Origin of the sequence: Paraburkholderia sp. SEWSISQ10-3 4, from assembly GCF_030464785.1 — a bacterium.
Taxonomy (GTDB): domain Bacteria; phylum Pseudomonadota; class Gammaproteobacteria; order Burkholderiales; family Burkholderiaceae; genus Paraburkholderia; species Paraburkholderia aspalathi.
On the sequence record NZ_JALPRI010000020.1, the window covers coordinates 21,947 to 42,949 of the forward strand.

19 protein-coding genes are annotated in these 21,003 nt (G+C 60.3%); 14 read left to right on the forward strand and 5 right to left on the reverse strand.

The features are described 5' to 3' along the window. Positions 1-18 precede the first annotated feature (18 nt). The 14 genes from M0D68_RS28160 (at position 19) to M0D68_RS28225 (ending at position 16,870) form a co-directional block, all read left to right on the forward strand. Positions 19-333 (forward strand): hypothetical protein, encoded by a 315-nt coding sequence (locus M0D68_RS28160; RefSeq protein WP_244179206.1) that lies wholly within the window; start codon positions 19-21, stop codon positions 331-333. Beyond that, positions 330-1,364 (forward strand): GTP-binding protein, encoded by a 1,035-nt coding sequence (locus M0D68_RS28165; protein WP_266226001.1) that lies wholly within the window; start codon positions 330-332, stop codon positions 1,362-1,364. Before M0D68_RS28160 ends, M0D68_RS28165 begins: the two co-directional genes overlap by 4 nt. Beyond that, a complete protein-coding gene (locus tag M0D68_RS28170; RefSeq protein WP_266226002.1) occupies positions 1,361-2,455 on the forward strand; it encodes a WD40 repeat domain-containing protein in 1,095 nt (364 codons plus the stop codon). Before M0D68_RS28165 ends, M0D68_RS28170 begins: the two co-directional genes overlap by 4 nt. Before the next feature lie 41 nt (positions 2,456-2,496). Further along, positions 2,497-2,700 carry a hypothetical protein gene (locus tag M0D68_RS28175; protein WP_093632505.1) on the forward strand — a complete coding sequence of 68 codons (204 nt, stop codon included), beginning with the start codon at positions 2,497-2,499 and terminating at the stop codon, positions 2,698-2,700. Between the two features lie 467 nt (positions 2,701-3,167). Further along, positions 3,168-4,838 carry an aromatic/alkene/methane monooxygenase hydroxylase/oxygenase subunit alpha gene (locus tag M0D68_RS28180; protein WP_093632506.1) on the forward strand — a complete coding sequence of 557 codons (1,671 nt, stop codon included), beginning with the start codon at positions 3,168-3,170 and terminating at the stop codon, positions 4,836-4,838. Positions 4,839-4,912: 74 nt separating this feature from the next. After that, positions 4,913-5,995: an NADH:ubiquinone reductase (Na(+)-transporting) subunit F gene (locus tag M0D68_RS28185; RefSeq protein WP_266226003.1), complete on the forward strand. Its 1,083-nt coding sequence runs from the start codon at positions 4,913-4,915 to the stop codon at positions 5,993-5,995. 62 nt (positions 5,996-6,057) lie between these two features. Further along, the gene (locus M0D68_RS28190) at positions 6,058-7,143 is read left to right on the forward strand and encodes an aromatic/alkene monooxygenase hydroxylase subunit beta (protein WP_200652856.1); all 1,086 of its coding nucleotides are present in this window, start codon (positions 6,058-6,060) and stop codon (positions 7,141-7,143) included. A gap of 70 nt (positions 7,144-7,213) precedes the next feature. After that, the gene (locus tag M0D68_RS28195; RefSeq protein ID WP_093632508.1) at positions 7,214-7,567 is read left to right on the forward strand and encodes an MmoB/DmpM family protein; all 354 of its coding nucleotides are present in this window, start codon (positions 7,214-7,216) and stop codon (positions 7,565-7,567) included. A gap of 82 nt (positions 7,568-7,649) precedes the next feature. Then, positions 7,650-8,675 carry an amidohydrolase family protein gene (locus M0D68_RS28200; RefSeq protein WP_266226004.1) on the forward strand — a complete coding sequence of 342 codons (1,026 nt, stop codon included), beginning with the start codon at positions 7,650-7,652 and terminating at the stop codon, positions 8,673-8,675. Then, positions 8,672-9,511 carry a metal-sulfur cluster assembly factor gene (locus M0D68_RS28205; protein WP_266226006.1) on the forward strand — a complete coding sequence of 280 codons (840 nt, stop codon included), beginning with the start codon at positions 8,672-8,674 and terminating at the stop codon, positions 9,509-9,511. Before M0D68_RS28200 ends, M0D68_RS28205 begins: the two co-directional genes overlap by 4 nt. Positions 9,512-9,579: 68 nt before the next feature. Next, positions 9,580-11,217 carry a molecular chaperone GroEL gene (locus tag M0D68_RS28210; protein WP_266226008.1) on the forward strand — a complete coding sequence of 546 codons (1,638 nt, stop codon included), beginning with the start codon at positions 9,580-9,582 and terminating at the stop codon, positions 11,215-11,217. 361 nt (positions 11,218-11,578) lie between these two features. Next, on the forward strand, positions 11,579-12,898 hold the full coding sequence (locus M0D68_RS28215; protein ID WP_266226009.1) for an Nramp family divalent metal transporter: 1,320 nt from the start codon (positions 11,579-11,581) through the stop codon (positions 12,896-12,898). Between the two features lie 178 nt (positions 12,899-13,076). Continuing rightward, positions 13,077-15,065 (forward strand): sigma-54-dependent Fis family transcriptional regulator, encoded by a 1,989-nt coding sequence (locus tag M0D68_RS28220; RefSeq protein ID WP_266226058.1) that lies wholly within the window; start codon positions 13,077-13,079, stop codon positions 15,063-15,065. A gap of 251 nt (positions 15,066-15,316) precedes the next feature. After that, a complete protein-coding gene (locus M0D68_RS28225; protein WP_266226010.1) occupies positions 15,317-16,870 on the forward strand; it encodes a methyl-accepting chemotaxis protein in 1,554 nt (517 codons plus the stop codon). Between the two features lie 54 nt (positions 16,871-16,924). On the opposite strand, the gene M0D68_RS28230 is transcribed toward M0D68_RS28225, so the two are convergent. The 5 genes from M0D68_RS28230 to M0D68_RS28250 form a co-directional block, all read right to left on the reverse strand. Beyond that, entirely contained in the window at positions 16,925-17,716 is a 792-nt protein-coding gene (locus tag M0D68_RS28230; RefSeq protein WP_266226012.1) for a hypothetical protein, read from the reverse strand. 201 nt (positions 17,717-17,917) lie between these two features. Further along, the gene (locus M0D68_RS28235; protein ID WP_266226014.1) at positions 17,918-18,565 is read right to left on the reverse strand and encodes a glutathione S-transferase family protein; all 648 of its coding nucleotides are present in this window, start codon (positions 18,563-18,565) and stop codon (positions 17,918-17,920) included. Between the two features lie 4 nt (positions 18,566-18,569). Continuing rightward, a complete protein-coding gene (locus tag M0D68_RS28240; RefSeq protein WP_266211967.1) occupies positions 18,570-18,905 on the reverse strand; it encodes an NIPSNAP family protein in 336 nt (111 codons plus the stop codon). Between the two features lie 119 nt (positions 18,906-19,024). Beyond that, entirely contained in the window at positions 19,025-20,122 is a 1,098-nt protein-coding gene (locus M0D68_RS28245) for an alkene reductase (protein ID WP_266226016.1), read from the reverse strand. Between the two features lie 66 nt (positions 20,123-20,188). Next, the gene (locus M0D68_RS28250; protein ID WP_093632517.1) at positions 20,189-20,935 is read right to left on the reverse strand and encodes an SDR family NAD(P)-dependent oxidoreductase; all 747 of its coding nucleotides are present in this window, start codon (positions 20,933-20,935) and stop codon (positions 20,189-20,191) included. Between the last annotated feature and the right edge of the window lie 68 nt (positions 20,936-21,003).

Consider the following 21,003-nt stretch of genomic DNA (forward strand, 5'->3'; position numbering starts at 1 on the left):
GCTTGAAGGGAGAACACCGTGGCGCAGCAAGACGCAATGCGGCTCTTTGAGCGCATGCGACTGGTCATCGCACTGACTGAGGTTAACTCCCACCACTTGCGCGGCGAGAGCCGGCGTGCGGGCGCCGAGATCGAGTTGGCGTGCGCGCTGGCATGTGAGAAGCGCGACGGCGTCTCGCCCGATGGCACGCGGAACATCGCGCAATTGCGTGAACGGCTGAGTGACGCCGAACGCGCGTTGCAGGCGATCGAATCCGAGCGCATCCGGCTCGAAGACGAGTTGGTCAATCTCGACGCGATGCTTCCGGGCGCGAACCGGGGAGGCTGGCAATGAATCGAATCCCGGTCACTGTTCTCACCGGTTTTCTCGGCGCGGGTAAGACGACACTGCTTAATCGCATTCTGCGTGAGCAGCATGGCCGGCGCTATGCGGTGATCGTCAATGAATTCGGCGCAATCGGTATCGACGGTGATCTCGTCGTGGGCGCTGAAGACGAAGTCGTCGATCTGAATAACGGCTGTATCTGCTGCAAGGTGCGGGGCGACCTGATTCGCGTGGTGTCTGGACTCGTCAGACGCAAGGGCGGTTTCGATGGAATCCTGATCGAAACATCCGGTTTGGCGGACCCCGCGCCCGTGGTGCAAACATTCTTTATCGACGATCTCATCCGGCAGCACACGCGCCTCGACAGCGTGATTTGCGTCGCCGATGCCTGCCACCTGCAAGCGCGCCTCTCCGACAGTCGCGAGGCGGCGGAGCAACTCGCACAAGCGGACATCGTGTTGCTCAACAAGACCGATCTGGTCGACATGGCCGGGCTCGCGGCGATACAGGAGGAAATCCGGCGCATCAACCCGACCGCGGAACTGCTGCCCAGTGTCAGATGTGCGGTGCCACTCGCTACGCTGCTCGATCGCGGCGCGTTCGATCTCAAGCGTATGCGTCTCGCCCCGTCGCAAGAGGAGGGTAGCGCGTTGCCGCGTGGCGACCGCAGCTATCGCTATGTTCCCCTCGACTCTCGCGCTGATTCTCGCGCTTCCATGCATCGCGGACGGCACAGTCACGACATAGACAGCGTGTCGTTGCGCGTCGACAAGCCGCTCGAGCGCACCCGCTTCCTCTCCTGGCTGCAGCAACTGGTGGTTGAGCAAGGCCAGGATCTGCTGCGGGCGAAAGGCATCGTCGACCTGGCCGGATCGGAGCGCCGCTTCGTCTTCCAGGGCGTACACATGACGATGGACACGGACTTCGACCGACCCTGGCGAGTGGACGAACATCGGGATAGCCGGCTGGTATTCATCGGGCGCAATCTCGATCGGCGCGGCTTGCGCGAGAGCATCCGACACTGTGAGATCGACTCATGAATGCGCCCCCGCCTCTGATCGAATTGCTCGGCGCGCGTTGGGTGGCGGAGGCGCCCGTTGTCGCGGCCGTCTGGGACGTCACCGGGCTATACGCCGGCTTCGCGCTGGGTGACGGCACGCTGGCGCTCGCAACCGGCACATGGGAAGGCGGGCCGCGGCTCACGCCGCGCGAGAGCGGCGGTGTCGAGTTCGTGCAGGCGCAAGCGCCGCCCACGCCACTGGCGCGCTTTAGCGTCCACGAGGGTACCTGCCTTGGGCTGGCCGCCGACCCTGCAGGAGGATTTCTCAGCGGCGGTGACGACGGTCGCCTCGTTCACCTGAACGTCGATGGCGCCAGCGAAGTCCTGGCGGACCTGGCCGGCGAGTGGATCGACCTGGTCGCCGCGAGTCCTGCAGGCAGCCGTGCGTATGCAAGCGGCCGCCGGGTTCACTTGCTGGGGACGAAGCCCGGCAGCCTGACGTTGCCCGGTTCGGCGACTGCCCTCGCTTTCGACCCTGCCGGCACGCAATTGGCGATCTCGCATCAAGGCGGAGTCACCCTATGGTCCGCTGACACCCTTGACCAACGCCATCTGGCGTGGCCCGGTTATCACCGCACCGTCGCGTGGAGCCCTGACGGCCGCTATCTGGTGAGCGGTATGGAAGAAAACGCGCTGCACGGCTGGCGGCTCTCCGACGGTGGCGACATCGAAATGGGCGGGTACCCGGGACAACCTCGATCGCTATCTTTTTCCGCGGACAGCCGGTTTCTTGCAACGAGCGGTGGTCTGCGACCTGTCTGCTGGCGGTTCGATCCGCCCGGCGGCGATGACCAGCCGCACGAATGCGGCGTGGCCGGCAAGACGCCGGTCAGCCAGGTCGCCTGCCATCCCACGCATCCGCTAATCGCGGTGGGTTACCACAGCGGCGCGGTGCTGCTGTGCCAGCCGGGCAGCGGCGATGTCCTGGTCGTCAAGCATTCCGGCAGCAGTCCGGTCAGCACGGTTGCATGGTCTCCTGACGGCGCACGCTTAGCGTTGGGCACGGAGGCTGGCGAGCTTGCGCTCGTGTTCTTGCCGGACCTGCTGTTCCGCTTCAGAAGTCCGGGATGAGCCTGTAACGAGATTCATCACATGCGAGGAAGGAGGCAGCTATGAATGAGCAATACCCGTCCAAGGACCAGTTCTTCGAGCGCTTAGGCTCGCTCGCAGACGCGATGATCGCGGCCTATGGCAAAGATTTCGCCATGGGCGCGATGATCCTCGCCGCGCGCTTTGTCGCCGAGGGCAAGCCGCCTGCTAATAACTCTCCCAGCGTGATCTATAAGGGCGAGAGTCACGGGGGGATCGGCCTGTAGTAGCGGTTCGCATCTGAATTTTTTGCGGTTCCTCTTGCCGTCATTCACGAAGTTAGATCAGTACACCAGATTATTTAATCGGCAGGGGATATGTCCCAATATCGGACAGGTCCATCAAACGCGAATGTCGCATAACACAACAGAACACTTGCGCTGATGGCTTCACAAAGACCTGTTTGCACGGCTCAGCCTCATCAACGCTGAGCCAACGTTGCCTGGCACGCTTGTCGCTCTATTAGGGCAAGTCACAAGGAAAGCGTTGCAGTCCCGAAGCGCAAAACAGAAATGGCAGGAGACACATTCATGAAGAACGAATCTGGACATACGTCCTTCAGCATTGCTCCCGCCAATCTTCGCTAGCGTGTGCGACTACACCCGCGTTGTTGACTCTGGCCGCGGCACTGGCCAGCCCTGCCCCGAAGCGTCGCCGTACGACGGTTATCGTGAAATGGAACAAGGAGAGCCCAATGTCTGATGGATTAACGCTAAACAAGATCACCTCGCAGCGAGGGATCAGTATCGGCGAGGCGGCCCGTCGCGTCGCCGATCTCGGCTGGACACCCAGTTACGTCCAGGAAGCGATGACCTTCCCGACCGACTACAAGATCAGCAAGGCGCCGCGTGACCCGATGAAGCAGGTGCTGCGCTCCTATTTTCCGATGCAGGAGGAAAAGGATAATCGTGTCTATGGCGCGCTCGACGCGGCGTTGCGCGGCGACATGTTCCGCAATGTCGAGCCGCGCTGGGTCGAGTGGATGAAGCTGTTCCTTGCGATCATCCCGTTCCCGGAAATCTCGGCGGCACGTTCGATGGCGATGCTTGGACGGCTCGCGCCCGGCGAAGAGCTGCGAACCGGCTTCACGATGCAGATGGTCGACGAGTTCCGGCACTCGACGATCCAGATGAATCTGAAGAAGTGGTACATGGAGAACTATATCGATCCCGCCGGATTCGATATTACCGAGGCGGCATTCGGCAAATGCTACGCCACCACCATCGGCCGTCAGTTTGCCGAAGGCTTCCTCACCGGCGATGCAGTCACCGCGGCCAACGTGTTTCTACAGGTGGTCGCTGAAACGGCATTCACCAATACGCTGTTCGTCGCCATGCCGTCGGAAGCGGCACGCAACGGCGACTATGCGCTGCCGACGGTGTTTCTTTCGGTGCAGTCCGATGAAAGCCGGCACATCGGCAACGGCCATTCGCTGGTGATGTCGATCATCAACGACCCGGACAATCACCTGCTGCTCGAGCGCGACCTGCGCTACGCCTTCTGGCAAAACCACGCGATCGTCGATGCGGCAATCGGTACGTTCATCGAATACGGCACCGCGGATCGCGACAAGAACAAGGAATCGTATGCCGAGCTGTGGCACCGGTGGATCTATGAGGATTACTACCGTACCTACATGCTTCCGCTGGAAAAATACGGTATCAAGATCCATCACGACGATGTCGCCGCCGCCTGGGATCGCATCGTCAAACAGAACTATGTCCACAAGGTCGCGCAGTTCTTTGCCGTGGGCTGGCCGGTCAACTTCTGGCGCATCGAAGCGCAGACCGAAAAAGACTTCGAGTGGTTCGAGCACAAGTACCCGGGCTGGTACGCCGAATTCGGCGACTTCTGGAAGTGGTACGCGAAAAAGAGCGTGCCCGGCGAGACCAACATGCTGTTCGACCAGGAGAACGGCTATGTGTATCCGCACCGCTGCTGGAGCTGTCTGGTGCCTTGCCTGATCCGTGAAGACTTCGTGGTCGACGAGGTCGATGGTCAGCTCTACACGTACTGCTCTGAATTGTGCCGCTGGACTCACAAGGTGGCGTTCGCCTCGGAATACGAGGGGCGGCCGACTCCGGCAATGGGACGCTTCAGCGGACGCCGCGAATGGGAGGAGTGCTACCACGGCTGGGATCTGGCCGATTGCATCAAGGATCTCGGTTTTGTGCGCAGTGACGGCAAGACACTGGTGCCGCAACCGCACCTGCGTTTCGACGACAGGAACATGTGGACGCTCGACGATGTTCGCGGCCACACGATCCAGAGCCCGATCGTTCTGCTGCGCAACATGACACCGGAACAGCGCGAGAAGCACATCGCCGAATATCGCGCCGGTTTCAAGATCAATCCGGTGAACTGACGAGGTCATGTCGTCCGGCGGCAGCGGCGCGGCTGCCCCGGACGAACGAGAAGCGCGAGGTGGGCGACATGGACATGAGTGACACGCAAGAGAAGAGGGCCGACATGCCGGATGCAGAAGAGGACAAGGTACTTCATACCGTGCGATTCGAACCGGTCGGCGTGGAGATGACGGTTGAGGAAGGCGAGACCGTGCTCGATGCCGCTTTTCGCCAGGGTATCTCGGTGATGCACGGTTGCAAGGAGGGGCAGTGCAGCAGTTGCAAGTCTTTGCTGATCGAGGGCGATGTCGAAATGAAGAAGTATTCGACCTTCGCTTTGCCTGACTACGAGCGCGAAACCAATCACATCCTGTTGTGCAGGACACTCGCCTTCAGCGATCTGACGGTCGAACTGCTGAACTACGACGAAGACCTCATGCGCCGTTCGATAGCCGTGAGTGAATACGACGCAACGCTGACGAAGATCACCGCGCTGACGCATGACATCAGGCTGCTGGAGGTGGAGTTGTCCCGGCCGCTGCGCTTCTGGGCGGGTCAGTATGTGGACTTGACGATTCCCGGCCTCGGTATTACGCGATCGTTCTCGATGGCGAGCACGCCAAACGGTGAGAGAAAGCTCGAATTCATCATCAAGAAGTATCCCAACGGCGCCTTCTCGTCGCAACTGGACGGCGGTCTGAAACCGGGCGACAGGCTGGTGGCGAAGGGACCGTACGGCACGTGTTTCCGGCGTGAGGACCAACCGGGGCCGATGGTGCTGGTAGGCGGAGGGTCGGGGATGTCGCCGCTGTGGTCGATCCTCAACGATCACGTGCAAAGCGGCGAAGAACGACCGATTCGTTTCTTCTACGGCGCTCGCAGCCGTCGCGATCTGTTCTATCTCGACGATTTCGCGGAACTGGAGGATCGGCTGCCTGATTTCCGCTTTATTCCGGCGCTTTCCGATGCCGAGGCGGGCGATGACTGGACCGGCGCGACCGGCTTCATTCACGAAGTGCTGGGCCGTGCATTGCGTGAGGAATCGCTGGACGGTGAGATCGACGCGTATACATGCGGTCCGACGCCGATGATCGACGCAGTGATGCCGGTCCTGCAGATGGCGGGCGTTGCGCCCGAGCGGCTCTATTTCGACAAGTTTACCCAGGCTATTCGCTGACGGAAGCCAAGGCATCGCGCCAGATCGAAAGTCCGATAACCGAAAGAGGAAGGAGGAGCAACATGAGCACGTCGCTACAGGAAGTCGCACCGATGAAATCAGGCGCAGCCGGCGCGGCCCAGTTTGCGGGCTCGGAGAGCCGCAAGTACAACTACTTCGAACCCAAGGGACGCAAGGCGACTCACTACGAGGACATGACCGTCGATGTCCAGCCGGACCCGAAGCGCTATCTGCTTCAGGACTGGATTCTCGCGTTCGCAGATGGTACGCCGACCTATTCGGAAACGTGGACGGCAGTCAAAAGCACGGACTGGCATAAATTCCGCGCGGTCGACGAGGAGTGGGAACGCACGCACTACCAGCGTCAGTCGACGATCGTCGGCATGATCACGGGCGCCGTCAACAACGCGCGGCGCTCGGGCGCGGTGAAGCGCTTCGATAAGACCTGGGTCAAGGTGCTGGAGCAGCATCTTGGCGCGTACAAACATGCGGAGTTCGGTCTCGGCACCGCCGCCATGCACGCTCAGCGCTACGGCTACACGCAGATGATCAATAGCGCGATCCTGACCAACGCCTCCTACAAGCTGCGCTTCGCTCAGGACCTGACGCTCTACCTGGGTGAGATCGCACTAGACCTGGCGAATATGGATCTTGATGCCGGCAAGGAGCATTGGCTGAACGATCCCATCTGGCAGGAAACGCGTCGCGCGGTCGAGGCTATCGGCGGCGCCACCGACTTCCTCGAAAAGTACTTTGCGGTGAATGTCGTGTTCGAGCCGATGGTGGCGGACCTGTTCCGCAGCGGTTTCATCATGCAGGTCGCCGCTTCGCAGAACGATTTCCTGACGCCCACGGTCGTGTCCGCAGCGGAGGGGGACTACGAGCGCAATCTGGCCAATGCCGTTGAACTGTTTCACATGCTGGCCAACGATCCGAGGCACGGCGAGGCCAATCGGAAGCTGTTCGGAGAGTGGCTGGAAAAGCACGGTGCGCTTGCCGCTTCGGCCGCGAAGCACCTGCAGCCGATCTGGTCGATTCCGCATGTGAAGACGGCGCAGTTCAATGACTGCCTGAACAGCTCGATCGAGCGGGCGGAGATGATCGCCAGAGAGATTGGCGTCCACTTTCCGTTGACACTCCAGGCCTGACGGGTTGCTTGCCCAGTTGATCTGACCGCGCAAGCTAACCGCACAACCCAACCGCGAAGAGGAGTACGCAATGTCAGTGCACAACGACAACATTTTCAAGTCGATGAAAGATGTTCGCTTCGAGCAGACCATTTCCCATCAGTGCGGCGTCACGATGAACGACAGCGTCGAGGCTCGTGCTATCGCCGAACTGATGACCCATAAGCCCGGCATCACGGTGACCTATCTGCCCGCCATGATCCGAATCGATGGGCAGGGCAAGATCGAATTCAAAATGGGCGAGATCAGCGAAGCACTGGGCCGGGAGATGACCCCGCATCTGTTCGAGATATCCACCTCGACTCACTATGGGCGGATGGTGATGGTCGATGACGAGACCGTCGTGCTGTTCGGCAACATGGACGACGCGATGGCCTACGAGTGATCGTGCAGCCCGCTATCTGATGAGGCGTCCGGCCGCCCTGACGGGTGGCGGGCCGCTCGCAACAACTACGGAGACACATGCCATGTATCGAACCACGGACGGTGAAGACATTTTCATCATCGACGGACACGTCCATCTATGGGACGGCAGCAAGGCCAACTTGAAGAACGTGCATGGCCAGCAGTTCATCGATTGCTTTTACGCGTATCACTCGAACCTGAGTCCCAAGGAGTATTTGTGGCCGAAGGAGAAGTTCGACAACTACGGCCCGGAAGTCATGTATGACGACCTGTTTGTCAAAGGTTACGACGACATGGCAATCTGCCAGCCGACTTACCTGACGGACTTTTACAAGAACGGATTCAACACGACTGAGAAAAATTATGAGCTGAAGAAAAAGCATCCGCACCGTTTCATCGTCAACGGCGCGTTCGACCCGCGCGACGGCGAGGCCGGACTCGACTATCTGGACGAGCTGTCCGAGACGTATGGGATCAAGGGCGTCAAGCTCTACACGGCGGAGTGGCGCGGTGACAGCAAGGGCTACAAGCTGTCGGACCCGAGCGTGCAGAAGTACCTGGAGCGTTGCGAGAAGCTGGGCATCAGGAATATCCACGTCCATAAGGGCCCGACGATCCTGCCGCTGAATCGCGACGCTTTCGACGTTGCCGATGTCGACGACGTCGCGACCAGCTTCCAGAACCTGAACTTCATTGTCGAGCACTGCGGCCTGCCGCGTCTGGACGATTTCTGCTGGATCGCGACCCAGGAGACGAACGTCTACGGCGGTCTTGCGGTGGTGCTGCCGTTCATTCACACGCGTCCCGAGTACTTCGCGCATGTGATTTCGGAGCTGCTGTTCTGGATCGGCGAAGACAAGATCCTCTACGGCAGCGACTACGGTATCTGGTCGCCCAAGTGGCTGATCGAGAAGTTCATGGCTTTCGAATTGCCGGAGTCCGTCAGCAAGGAAACCGGCGTGCAACTGTCGCTGACGGCGAAGAAGAAGATTCTCGGGCTCAATGCGGCGCGGTTGTACGGTATTGACGTCGAGGCGCAGAAGAAGTTGCTGAAGGATGTCCGGCAACCGGCTGCGGTCGGGGCATGAATACCATGGTCGCCACGAGCGCGAAAGCTGCAACGGCCGCCGTCGATCGGGCCGCCGAGGTGTGGGCGCAACTCGCATCGGTCGCCGATCCCGAACTCGACGAATCGGTGACCGAGCTGGGTTTCGTCACCCGCGTGGAGGTGGACGCCGGCGGCGGCGTGCAGATTGGCTTCCGGCTGCCGACGTACTGGTGCGCCGCCAACTTTGCCTTCCTGATGGCCGACGACATGCGCATTGCTGTCGCGGGCTTACCGTGGGTGACGAAGGTGACGATCGGACTCGGCGAACATATGTATGCCGACGAGATCAACCGCGGTGTGGCGGCCGGGCGGTCATTCCAGGACACCTTCGGCGCTGAGGCTAGCGGTGAACTCGAGGACATCCGCCGGACCTTCATGGTCAAGGCTTTTCAGCGGCGACAGGAAGCGCTCCTGACGTCGCTGCTCGAACGGGGCCTTGAACCTGCGCGGCTCGTGCGCATGAGCGTGGCGGAACTCGCTGGCTTGCCTGATGATTCCGCAAGCCGGCGACTCGTGGAACGCTACCTGGCGCGGCGCTTCGTCGTCAGAGGCTGTGCCATTGACGCTGCGCAGGCCGACGAAGCAGCTTTCGTCGACAGTCACGGTGCGTTGCTCGATGCGGACGGGCTTGGCGCATACTTGCGCGCCTTACGGCGGGTCGGCGTCAATGCGGAATTCAACAGTGCATTGTGTCGCGGCTTGCTGGCGGCGCGGTACGGCGAGGAGGACGCAGCCGCAGCCGTGCCGCAAGTCGAGATCAAGCCCGTGCATTTCGTGCCGCTCGGCGATTGGAAGAGCGCTGTCAGGCTCGCGTAGTTCGGCAACACGGTGGAATCGGTTCGAAATGTAGCAATCCAGAATATTCCAACAGGAGGAGATGAATCATGCCGAATATCATGCTGCACGACGACGAGGCCCGCATGGCGCTCGGCCGCGGTGTCGCCAAACTGGCCAAAGCGGTAAGAGGCACGCTCGGGCCTCGCGGAATGAATGCGATCATCGACCGTCCGATTGGCACGCCGATCATCTCGCGCGATGGTGTGAGCATCGCCAACGAGATCGAGCTGGAAGATCCGTTCGAAAACATCGGCGCGCAGGTGGTGCGCGAAGTCTCCAAGCAGACCAATGAAGTCGCCGGCGACGGCACCACCACGGCCACCGTGCTGGCCGATGCATTGGTCCAGGAGGGTCTCTCGTGTCTCGCGGACGGCGCCAACCCCGTTGAACTGGTTCAGGGGCTGGAGATCGCGGTAGACGAGGTGATCGCGGCGCTCAGGCGGGCAGCGACACCGTTGCGCGGGAGCGAAGAGGTACGCGCCGTGGCCGTGGTCGCCGCCAATGACGAGGTCACCGGCGCGATGGTGGCCGAAGCGCTCGAGCGGGTGGGGCCGGATGGCATCGTCGATGTCGAGTACGGCACGACGGTCGAAACCCGTCTTGAAGTGGTGGATGGGATGGCGTTCGATCGCGGCTACCTCTCTCACCATATGGTCACGGACATCGAACGAATGCAGGTGGTGCTCGACAATCCGCTCATTCTGATGACCGATCAGCGGCTGCAGTCGGCAGAGGAAGTGGCGGCGCTACAGGCGCTTGCCGCACACAGCAAACGCCCGCTGCTGATCATTGCGGAGGAGGTCGCCCCCGCCTGTGTCATGGCCCTGCTGGCGTGGCGGGACAACGGCGGGGTGCCGGTGGCGGCGATTCATCCGCCGGAGTACGGGCATTGGCGCAAGGCCATGCTCGAGGATATTGCTATCGTCACTGGCGGGCGGGTGATCGCCCGTGATCTGGGCGGCAAGCTCGAAACCACGGAACTGCGCGATCTTGGCAGCGCACGGCAGGTGCGCATCTCGTCGAACCAGACCATCATTACCGCTGGCGGCGGCGATCCGGCTGCTGTTGCCGCACGCCGTCAGCAGGTCGCGCGGCAGTATGAGATGGCCCCGGAGAATGTCGAACGCGACAAATTTCAGGTGCGTCTCGCCAAGCTGTCCGGCGGTACCGCGATGATCCTCGCCGGCGGCGCCACGCCGGTCGAACAGAAGCGCCGGCTTCACCTGATCGAGGATGCAATCAATGCGGCACGCGCGGCGATTGCCGAGGGCATCGTGCCAGGCGGCGGGATGGCGCTGCTGCGCGTGTCCGCGGAACTCGAAGGCGTGATTGCGCGAACCCACGGCAGTGTGCAACAGGGTGCGAGATTGCTGCAGCGCGTGCTGACGAAACCGCTCTATCACATCGCGACCAATTGCGGCCTTGACGGCGCGGCGATCGTGTCCGAGGCGGTGCGTGCGAAACCGGGCGTGGGTCTCGACGCCCGCACGGGCAAGTTCGTCAACCTGATGGAGGCGGGCATCATCGATCCGGTCAAGGTCAGTTATAGCGCGGTACGCAACGCTGCTTCGGTCGCCGGTTTGATCCTGACCACCCAGACACTGATTGCCAAAAAGCCGGACATGATCGATCCGACCGCTGGACCGGCGCTTGGCGCCGGCGCCGAATTGCTCGGCCGAAAATAGTGACGCTACAACCGGTCTTCGGGTCGAGGACCGGCAAAAAAACGGCCGTTGCCGGCGTGTTTCGGGCGGCCATCAATAGACACGGAGACAACGATGAGTATTGGCGCGGCTCCTCGATTCAATGCCGTCGCGACGACGGCTCGGTACCTCGGTGCACGGTCCCCGATTCGCCTGCTCAAGCTCGCGTCGGGGTGGACAATCACACTCTGCGGTACATTGATTATTATGTCCGATATGGGCACGGCGGTCGCTCCGCTGTTGCGAGGCATATTCGGTGCAATCAGCAGTGCGATGCCGTGAATGCCATGCCTGCCCGGTAAATCGGGCACTCCTGTCATTTTCATGAGCAAGGAGCCACAGCTTGGACGATCGCGTTCGTAAGGCAGCCAGACCGGCGACGAGAACCGAGCGCACAACGCTTGCGGTAAGAGAGGTATTGGATGGCCGCCGCCGCGGCGCGCTGATGCTTCTGCCGTTTGCGGGACCGGCAGTGGTGGTCTCTGTTGCCTATATGGATCCGGGCAACTTTGCGACGAATATTCAGGCGGGCGCCAGATACGGTTACGCGTTGCTCTGGGTGGTGCTGTTGGCAAACCTTGTGGCGATGCTGTTTCAGGCGCTCTCGGCGAAGCTCGGCATCGTCACAGGGCGAAACCTCGCGGAGCTATGTCGCGAACGGTTTCCGAAACCCGTCTTGCTGATCATGTGGGGTGTAAGCGAAATTGCCGCGATGGCAACCGATCTGGCCGAATTTCTCGGCGGCGCGATCGGACTCTCGTTACTGTTTCATATGCCCTTGCTCGCCGGTATGGCGGTCACGGCGGTAGTGACTTACGGCCTGCTGTTGTTCGAGAGCGCCGGTTTCCGTCCTCTTGAACTGGCGATCGGAGCGCTCGTCGGCATCATCGGGTTGTCCTACCTTGCCGAATTGTTCATCACGCCGATCGCGTGGCCGAGTGTCCTGGCCCATACGTTTTCCCCTCAATTGCCCGACGCGAATGCGCTCACGATTGCGGTCGGAATCGTGGGTGCAACGGTGATGCCGCACGCGCTTTTCCTGCACTCCGGACTAACGCAACGGCGAGCACCCGCGAGAACGGAGCGCGAGCGGGAAAAGTTGCTGAAATTCTCGAATATCGAGGTCGTCATTGCATTGGCCATCGCCGGTCTCATCAATATGGCGATGGTGATCATGGCCGCAGGTGCATTTCATCACGGGCATCCCGAGGTGGCGGAGATCGAAACGGCCTATCACACACTGGCGCCGCTATTAGGCATTGGGGCGGCAGGGATTTTTCTGTTGTCGCTGATCGCTTCGGGCATATCGAGTTCCGTGGTCGGCACGATGGCGGGTCAGATGATCATGCAAGGCTTCGTGGGTTTTCGCATTCCGTTATGGTTGCGCCGGGCCGTCACGATGGTGCCGAGTTTCGTCGTGGTGGCGCTTGGAGTCAATGCGACCCAGGCGCTCGTCCTCAGTCAGGTTGTATTAAGCCTCGCGTTGCCGCTGCCGATGGCCGCGTTGCTATGGTTCACCTGCCGCGAGGACGTGATGGGCATCTACAGAAATCGCGCGTTCATCGCTGTGATCGCCACCCTGGCGGCATTCGTGGTCTTATTGTTCAATGTCGTGCTGATACTGCAAACGTTCGGCGTTGCGATTCCTGGCTTGCCAGGCTGAATGGATCGCGATGCAGGCATATACTTATCAGCGATCGCGTCGCTGGGTTTGACTGGCAGTCGAGCAAAAAAGCACGCCGCGACATATTTGCGAGTCACGCCGAAGCCAGCCGCAGAGCAGGTTCCGAGCTGACCCATCGCATAGGAGGAGAGTTGTGACGAGACAGCAGCTCAGCACCATGTCGGGTCTTGGCAATCAGGCCGCTCTGCGCCGGGTAGTGGCTAACGCGCAGCGTGCGAACGACCGTCACTCAGACCGGGTCACGATGCTCGCATGGGAGCGTTTTCTCGCGGGCGAGCCGTCCACGTCCGCGCCTTCGGCGCTGATCGACTCCTGGCGACGCAGTCTGCAATCTGGGGTCAATCCCACTGCGGGATCGGCACCGTTCGCGGTTCACGGCGACGCAGTCGAGGCGCTGCGCTGGCGGCACCGGGAGTTGCTGGCGGCGTCTGATCGTCTTTTCACGGTGACCGCAGATCTCTTTGCGGATTCGCATTCGATCCTGCTGCTCACCAATCAGGATGGTGTGATTCTCAAGGCCGCAGGAGACTTGCGTACCTTGGCGGCCGGCGAAAAAATTCATTTGACGATGGGTGGCGACTGGCGTGAAGGCCAGGCCGGCACCAACGGCATCGGCACCACGCTCGCCACCGGCCAGCCCAGCTATATCCACGGCTCCGAGCACTTCTGCGAAGGGATCAAGTCGTGGAGTTGCGCGGCGGCGCCGATTTGCGAACCTGGCACCGGCAAGATTCTCGGCGTGCTCGACATTTCCGGGCCGCCTTCCACCTATCAGATCAACAATCTCACCTTGGCGGTAACGGCCGCGCGTCAGATTGAAATGGTGCTGGCCGAACAGGCGGCTCGCGAGCATATGCGCCTGCTGGCCTTCTGTCTGCAGCGCCTGTCGTCATCCGATGCCACCGGGATGATCGCGATCGATCGGGCCGGGCGGCTTGTGCATACCACCGGCAGGGTGCCATTGCCGGTCAGCATTGGAGAACGCTTCCCCGGTATGGATGAGAGTTCCGCGGTGGAGGACTGGGCGCAACATCTGCCCAAAGGTTTGCATGCCGACTGGCTCAACCCGGTTGTGGTCGATGGCAACACGATCGGTGCCATGCTCGTTGTTCCTGTGCGATCGCAGCCCATCAACGCCCGGATCGCCGAGCGCAGTGGCGAGGCCGATCCGCAGCGCAGCTGCTTCGCGCAGATCCAGGGGCAAAGTGCAGCAATGCTGGCCGCCATCAACCGCGGTCGTCAGCTTGCCCGCAGGCGTGTTCCGGTTCTGATCGAGGGCGAAACCGGGGTCGGCAAGGAACTCTTCGCGCGCGCCATCCATGGCGAAGAAGGAGGAGGTGGGCCTTTCGTCGCGTACAACTGCGGAGCCGCGTCGAAAGAACTGATCGCCAGCGAGTTGTTCGGCCACGTGCGTGGTGCCTTTACGGGCGCGACTGCCGAAGGGCGGCCCGGCCGATTCGAACTGGCTCACGGCGGCACGCTATGTCTCGACGAAATCGGAGAGATGCCGCTCGAACTTCAACCGGTCCTGTTGCGCGCCCTGGAGGAGGGCGTCATTTACCGGCTAGGGGACACTCAGCCGCGGCGCGTCGACGTGCGCCTGCTGGCAATGACCAATCGCAATCTGCGCGAAGAGGTCGACTCGGGCCACTTCCGACGTGATCTCTACTACCGCATCAGCGTGACGCGTATCCGCATTCCGCCGCTGCGCGAACGGGACATCGATATCGATCTCCTCGTCGCGTTTTTCAACCGGCGACTCGCGCAACGCCACGCGGTGCCCGAGCGGCGACTAAGCGACGACATCATGACGGTGCTACGCGCTTATTCATGGCCCGGTAATGTCAGGGAGATGCGCAACGTCATCGAAAATCTGCTCCTGACGTCCAACGAAGAGGCGGTGACGCTCGACGAGCTGCCTGCTGAACTGCTCGACGAAACCGGTACCGCCGGCGTTGTACTGCCTGCGCACAAGCAATCGGGCAGTCTGGAGGAAACGGAGCGCTTGGCCATCGTCCGGGCAGTGCAGGATGCTCACGGCAATCTCGCCCAGGCGGCCCGCTCATTGGGTGTCTCGCGCAGCACGCTATATCGCAAGCTGGAACTCTATCAACTGGACGCCATTGCCAAACCGGCTGACGAATGAGCGCTTGCCGCAGACCTGCTGCCGATTGAGTTGCCCCGGAATTGCCCCGGGAATCGTGGAGGCGGGTTGGTTTAAGTTGATAGCGGCACAGCAGCGCCAGCTCGTGCGCAACACATAACTTTTATCTATCGGGCCTTTTGATTAATTTGATGCCGGCAACGCTGAATAATCGTCTGCGGTGAGCCGTTATACACGGATGCTCTCGGGATCCACCGCGCGCAATCGCAGGAAACGCAAAGATAATGAAAAACATGACGATTGTTCGCTGGCTCGCTATGACACTCGGTGGCGCGTTGCTCGCGCTGGCGGTGGTTGGCGGCTACGGATTAATGCAACTTCGCGCATCCTACCAGCGTATCGAAGGGCTGGAGACGCGCACGGTGCCGAGCCTGAAATCGATATCGGCCGCGCTTGATAACGTTGCCGCAATGCGGCTTGCCGTTTACCGCTATGTGGTCGACGGCGTCGACGATGCCAGCCGCTCGGGCATGAAACGGGAAATTGCCGAATCAGACCGTCAGTTTGACGACGTGATTGCTCGCGCGCTGGCTCACGAAGTCTCCGACGACGCCGATCGAAAACTGTTCGAAGCGGATCGTACCCGCATGACCGCGTATCGCGACGCCCGTCAAGCGTTCTTCGAGAAGATGCAGGTGGGCGAGCGCGATGGCGCCCTCGCAATGCTTCACGACGGCGGCGCCGTTCATAACGCTGCGCTGGCGCTGAACGATGGGTTGCACGAGCATCTGAGCGAGGACATCGCTCGCGGTAACCTCGTGCGCGAAGAAAACGCGAATGCGTACCGATTTGCATTCGGCCTGATGCTCGCCGTTGCAGGCGCGGCACTCGTGGTGACCGGGGTGCTGGGGAGCCGCCTCTATGCGCTTATCAGCCTGGGTATGCGTCAGATGCAGGAAACGCTTCAGCGGGTCAGCCAGTCACTGGATCTTTCGCAGCGCGCAAGCGTTGTGCGAATGGACGAGATCGGTCACACGGCAACGGCATTGAACAGCCTGCTTGAGCAGATGGCCGGCGTTGTCGCCGAGGTGCGTTCATCGAGCGATGCGGTCGGTGTGGCGTCGAAGCAGATTGCCGCCGGCAACCTCGATTTGTCTTCGCGTACTGAACAGCAGGCCGCGTCGCTGCAACAGACGGCCAGCAACCTCGGCGAGCTCACGGCAACAGTGCAGCAAAACGCCGACGCCGCGCGGCAGGCCAACGCGCTTGCTATCAGCACGACGCGAATTTCTGATGAAGGAAATAGGGCGGTTGAACGGATGGTCGACACGATGAACGAAATCGCGTCGAGTTCCTCACGGATCGCAGAAATCATATCGATGATCGAAGGAGTCGCCTTCCAGACCAACATTCTCGCGCTGAATGCGGCGGTTGAGGCGGCGCGCGCGGGCGAACAAGGGCGGGGCTTCGCGGTTGTCGCGGCGGAGGTGCGCAGTCTTGCGCAACGTTCTTCGTCTGCTGCGAAGGAGATTAAGGATCTAATCGAGCAATCAGTAGCAACGATTCAAGCGGGCTCGCAACAGGCGCAAGAGGCGGGGCGCGCTACCGCAGAGGTGCAGCAGGCGATACGCCGGGTCGCAGGCATAGTCGAGGAGATCGCTGCGGCGTCGGATTTGCAGGGTCATGGCATCGAGGAAGTTAACGTTGCCATCGGTCAGATCGATCAGGTTACACAGCAGAATGCGGCGCTGGTCGAAGAGGCGGCGGCCGCTGCGCAATCGCTCGACGAACAGGCGACGCGCCTCGACGAGACTGTTTCCATCTTTAGAGTAAGCTCCCAAGTGTAATTTTGGCGTGTGCAATCCTGGCACCCACTGCCGATCCGGACGATGGCGGACGTGTTACGAATGCTCTTCGAGCTGGCGCCTGGTCGCGGATGAAGAAATGATGGCCGAAGCTGACAACAGGGCCGAGAGCGCAAACCCGCTTAATGCAGCACTTGGAATCAGCGAAAGAAAAAATGCCGACATGTCGCCGACATTGGTGCCCCACCATCTGATGGCGGCGACAGCCACCCAGTAGCTTGTGGCACCGAACTTCATTAGGCGTGCTCTCGCAATCAAGATCAGAAGCAGTACTAGCGTTGCGATTGACGCGGATATCGGGACGCCAATCCTGACTGAATTGAAGGAGTGGCCAATTGCGTCCGCAGTTACTGTTCCAAGGGTTCCCGCGATCAGCATGGTCAGCCAATAAAAGCCGTCTGTTTGCAATGCGCCCTTTGTTTGTTCGAGTGTCGATCGACGTCGTAGCATCACAATTCCGATGAAGATGATCACCAAGGTGGTAACAACGTCGAAGTAGGTGAGATGCGCGTGGTCTATCGAATAGTCCGCAATATTGGTTGCTGCCGCTCGCACAAGGAGTATGGCGATCCAGTAAAAGGCTTCGCTGCCTTTGGCGCTTGCACGCTCAACAAGCACCAATATTGCAAACAAAAGCGCTAGCACGATCAGGCCTTTGGCCGGTGCCAGCTTGAGGACGTCGGGAATGATGTCACCCAGGTTCGTTCCGCAGATGCTCGCAAGCATGATCGCCGCCCAGTATCTGGCGCTGACGTTTGGAGTGACCTTCAAACGCATAGAGATTTCCTGTTGATTGTTTGAGGAAGCGGCGACGATTTCGGCCGGCATGGGACCCGGTCAACCTTCAGTCCGCATCAAGTCGAAGCAGCATTGGCCTAAGGTCGTCGGACTGACTAATAGAACACGCTTAGGCGAGACGCGGCCAGCGGGCCGCGGTCAGCAATCCCATACTTGCCCAACAGGACTTACCCAACACTGACAAAGTCAAAAGATTTTTTCTACGGTCGAGTAGCCTTCCCGATGTCGCGATCATGCACTCGAAGCTGGCCGGGACGAGATGCTTTCGTACCAGCGCCTAAACGATTGGTGAGATTCGGGAATTGGCATTTTCAGAGCATTTGCCGCGAAATCGACGGTAACGAGGGTCGTAATGTCTGCAGCTGAGAATTCGTCACCAGCGACAAACGGGGCACTTTCGAGTCGTGCATTGAAATCTGCGAAGAAGTTCGACACGCGCTGCTTGCTACGCTCTACCAATGCAGGAATCTGCTCGTAATCGTGCGGCCCCGACAATGCTCGTCCCTTCAATCCGGGCAGAGCATTTCGGACCGCTTCCATGACCGGGGCGAAGCCATCCAGCTCCGCGCGTCGCTCCCACATGGTGACGAGTGCCTTGTCCTTGGCTGTCGCACCAAGAAGCGGCTTGTGTGGATAGGCTTCCTCAAGATAGCGCCAGATAGCAAGCACTTCCGTGATAACCGTTCCATCGGCGAGTTGCAGCGCAGGAACCTGCATTCGTGGATTCACGGCCTTGAAGGCGTCTGAAAATTGCTCCCTGCTACCAAGATCAATCGCTCTTCGTGCAATTTCAATACCCTTCTCGGCGATAAAGACACGAACACGGCGAGCATTTGGTGAACCTTTGGATTCGTACAGGAGGGGCGTTTCGATTGGCATTTTGTTAATCCGTTGTGACTGCGCGCGGTTGGAAGAAGGGAACAGGCTTAACGATCAGATTTTCCATATCGACAAGTGTGTCTTCTTCCAGCGCGACGCGCCGGTATGCTTGCCATTCCGGATCTGCTTCCATGGCGTCGCGGCGTTGCTCGCGATCCGCCAAACTGTCGTATTGCCAGAGATGAACAACCCGGCTAAGCGGCCCGATATGGGTCACAAAGAAACCATAGGGTTCACCAAGATATTTTCGCTGAAGCGGCAACGCCAGGCGCTCGTAGGTCTCCAGAAATCGGGCGAGCCGGTTCGGCTTGATGGTGTAAGTACGGTGATCGAAGATCATTCTCTAGTTCCAGGTGCTCTGGCCAAGGTCACCCTCGGGCCGCTCTCGAGTTTCTGATCCAGGTGCGTCGGCCTCGCTGGCCGCGAGCTTACGAAAGCCGGCGCATCTGGTCTCCTTGGTCAATGTTTGGCCTCGTATATAGGGTAATCGGCGTATCCTTTTTTCCCACCGTAGTAAAACGTGTCGCGGTCGTAGGGATTGAGGAGGAGATCGCGCTTCATCCGCTCGGGAAGATCCGGATTTGCGAGGAAGTGCCTGCCGAACGCGACAAGGTCCGCGTCGGCCGCTCTGATGATTGCTTCAGCACCGGTTGCGTCAAACCCACCAGCGGCGATCACCGGACCACCGAATAGAGGTCGGAGTTGCCCGGCGGCCACGGGGCTCTGCGAATCGTCTGAGACGTTTCCCGTGACCCGCGGTTCGATGACATGAAGATAAGCCAAACCGTATGCCGATAGCGCTCGGGCAACGTAAGGGAAAGTCACTGCTGGCGAGCTGTCGCCCATGCCACCGAACTTATTGCTTGGTCCAATGCGAACACCGACGCGATCAGCGCCCCAGACGCTTGCCACGGCGTCGACAACTTCGAGGAGGAAGCGGGCGCGATTCTCTACAGAGCCACCGTATGCATCTGTACGTAAGTTGGAGTTGTCCTGAAGAAACTGGTCGATGATATAGCCATTCGCGGCGTGTAGTTCCACACCGTCGAAACCGGCCTCCTTCGCTCGTCGGGCCGCTTGGCGATAGTCGTCAACAAGTCCCGGTATTTCGGAGAGTTCGATTGCTCTCGGGGCAGACGCGGCACTGGGGCCACTCGCTAGAAGCGCCCGAACTTCGGCATTGGTTACGGACGGCGCAATCGGCGCCTGGCCGTTTGGCTGAAGGTCGACATGCGATTGTCGCCCGACGTGCCAAAGTTGCAGGAAGATCCGTCCACCCTTCGCGTGCACTGCGTCGACAATTCTCTGCCATCCTGCCACCTGTTCGTCGGTATAGATTCCAGGTGATCCATAACCCCCATTCCCGGCTGGCGTGATGAAAGTAGCCTCCGCTATCAGAAGCCCTCCTTGAGATGCACGCTGTTCGTAGTATGTGACCATCAGGTCGCCCGGCACGTTACCGGGGACGTCCGCCCGCATTCTCGTGAGCGGCGCGAGCACCACACGGTGCGACAATTCGATTGCGCCGATGCGGATCGGTGAGAAAAGCTTTGACATACAGGTTCCTGTAAATAACGTGGCCAGCGGCGCTTTCCAGGCGCGTCAAAATCGAATCGACTATCTTCAACTCGCCGTCTTGCCGCCGTTTACTCTGATGATTTGTCCGGTGATAAAGGCTGCCTTGTCTGACGCGACAAAGACGACGGCATCGGCGATTTCCTCAGGCGTTGCGCCGCGCTTGAGCGGTACGGCGGAGTAGAACGCCGCACGCTTGTCGGTTGAACCAGTGAGGCGGTCCAGCATTGCTGTCTCGGTCGGTCCTGGCGCCACCGCATTCACGCGGACACCGTAAGCCGCGGCCTCGATCGCCGCGGACTTCGTGATCCCTTCCACAGCATGCTTACTGCCCGCGTAGAGCGAGAGATTGGCGCCGCCGCGCTCTCCGAGCGTCGATGAGATGTTGATGACGTTCCCGCTGCCCTGCGGCTGCATGACGCGTAAAGCGTGTTTCAGTCCCCACAGCGTTCCCAGCACGTTGGTGTCGAACAAGGCTGTGTAGGCGTCGGCAGATACATCGGTAACGGGGCCTGGCTTGCCCTCGACACCCGCATTGTTGACGACGACGTCGAGCCGGCCGAAGCGCGTCATCGCCTTGTCCACCAGGGCACTCACGTCGTCTTCGCGACGTACGTCAGCAATAACGAACTCGGCCTCGGCACCGAGGCGGCGCAATTCCTCTTCCAACGTTTTGCCCTCGGCCGCCCTGCGACCAGAAACCACCACCCGTGCGCCGTCGTTCGCAAAAGCGAACGCCGCGGCTCGGCCGATTCCCGTCAGGGCGCCGGTAATTAAAACAACACGATTCGTCACGTTAAGTCCTTGGAGGTATGGGTTAGCCGTTGCTGCTCGGGTTCGCATGGCGTCACCCGGCTAAATTC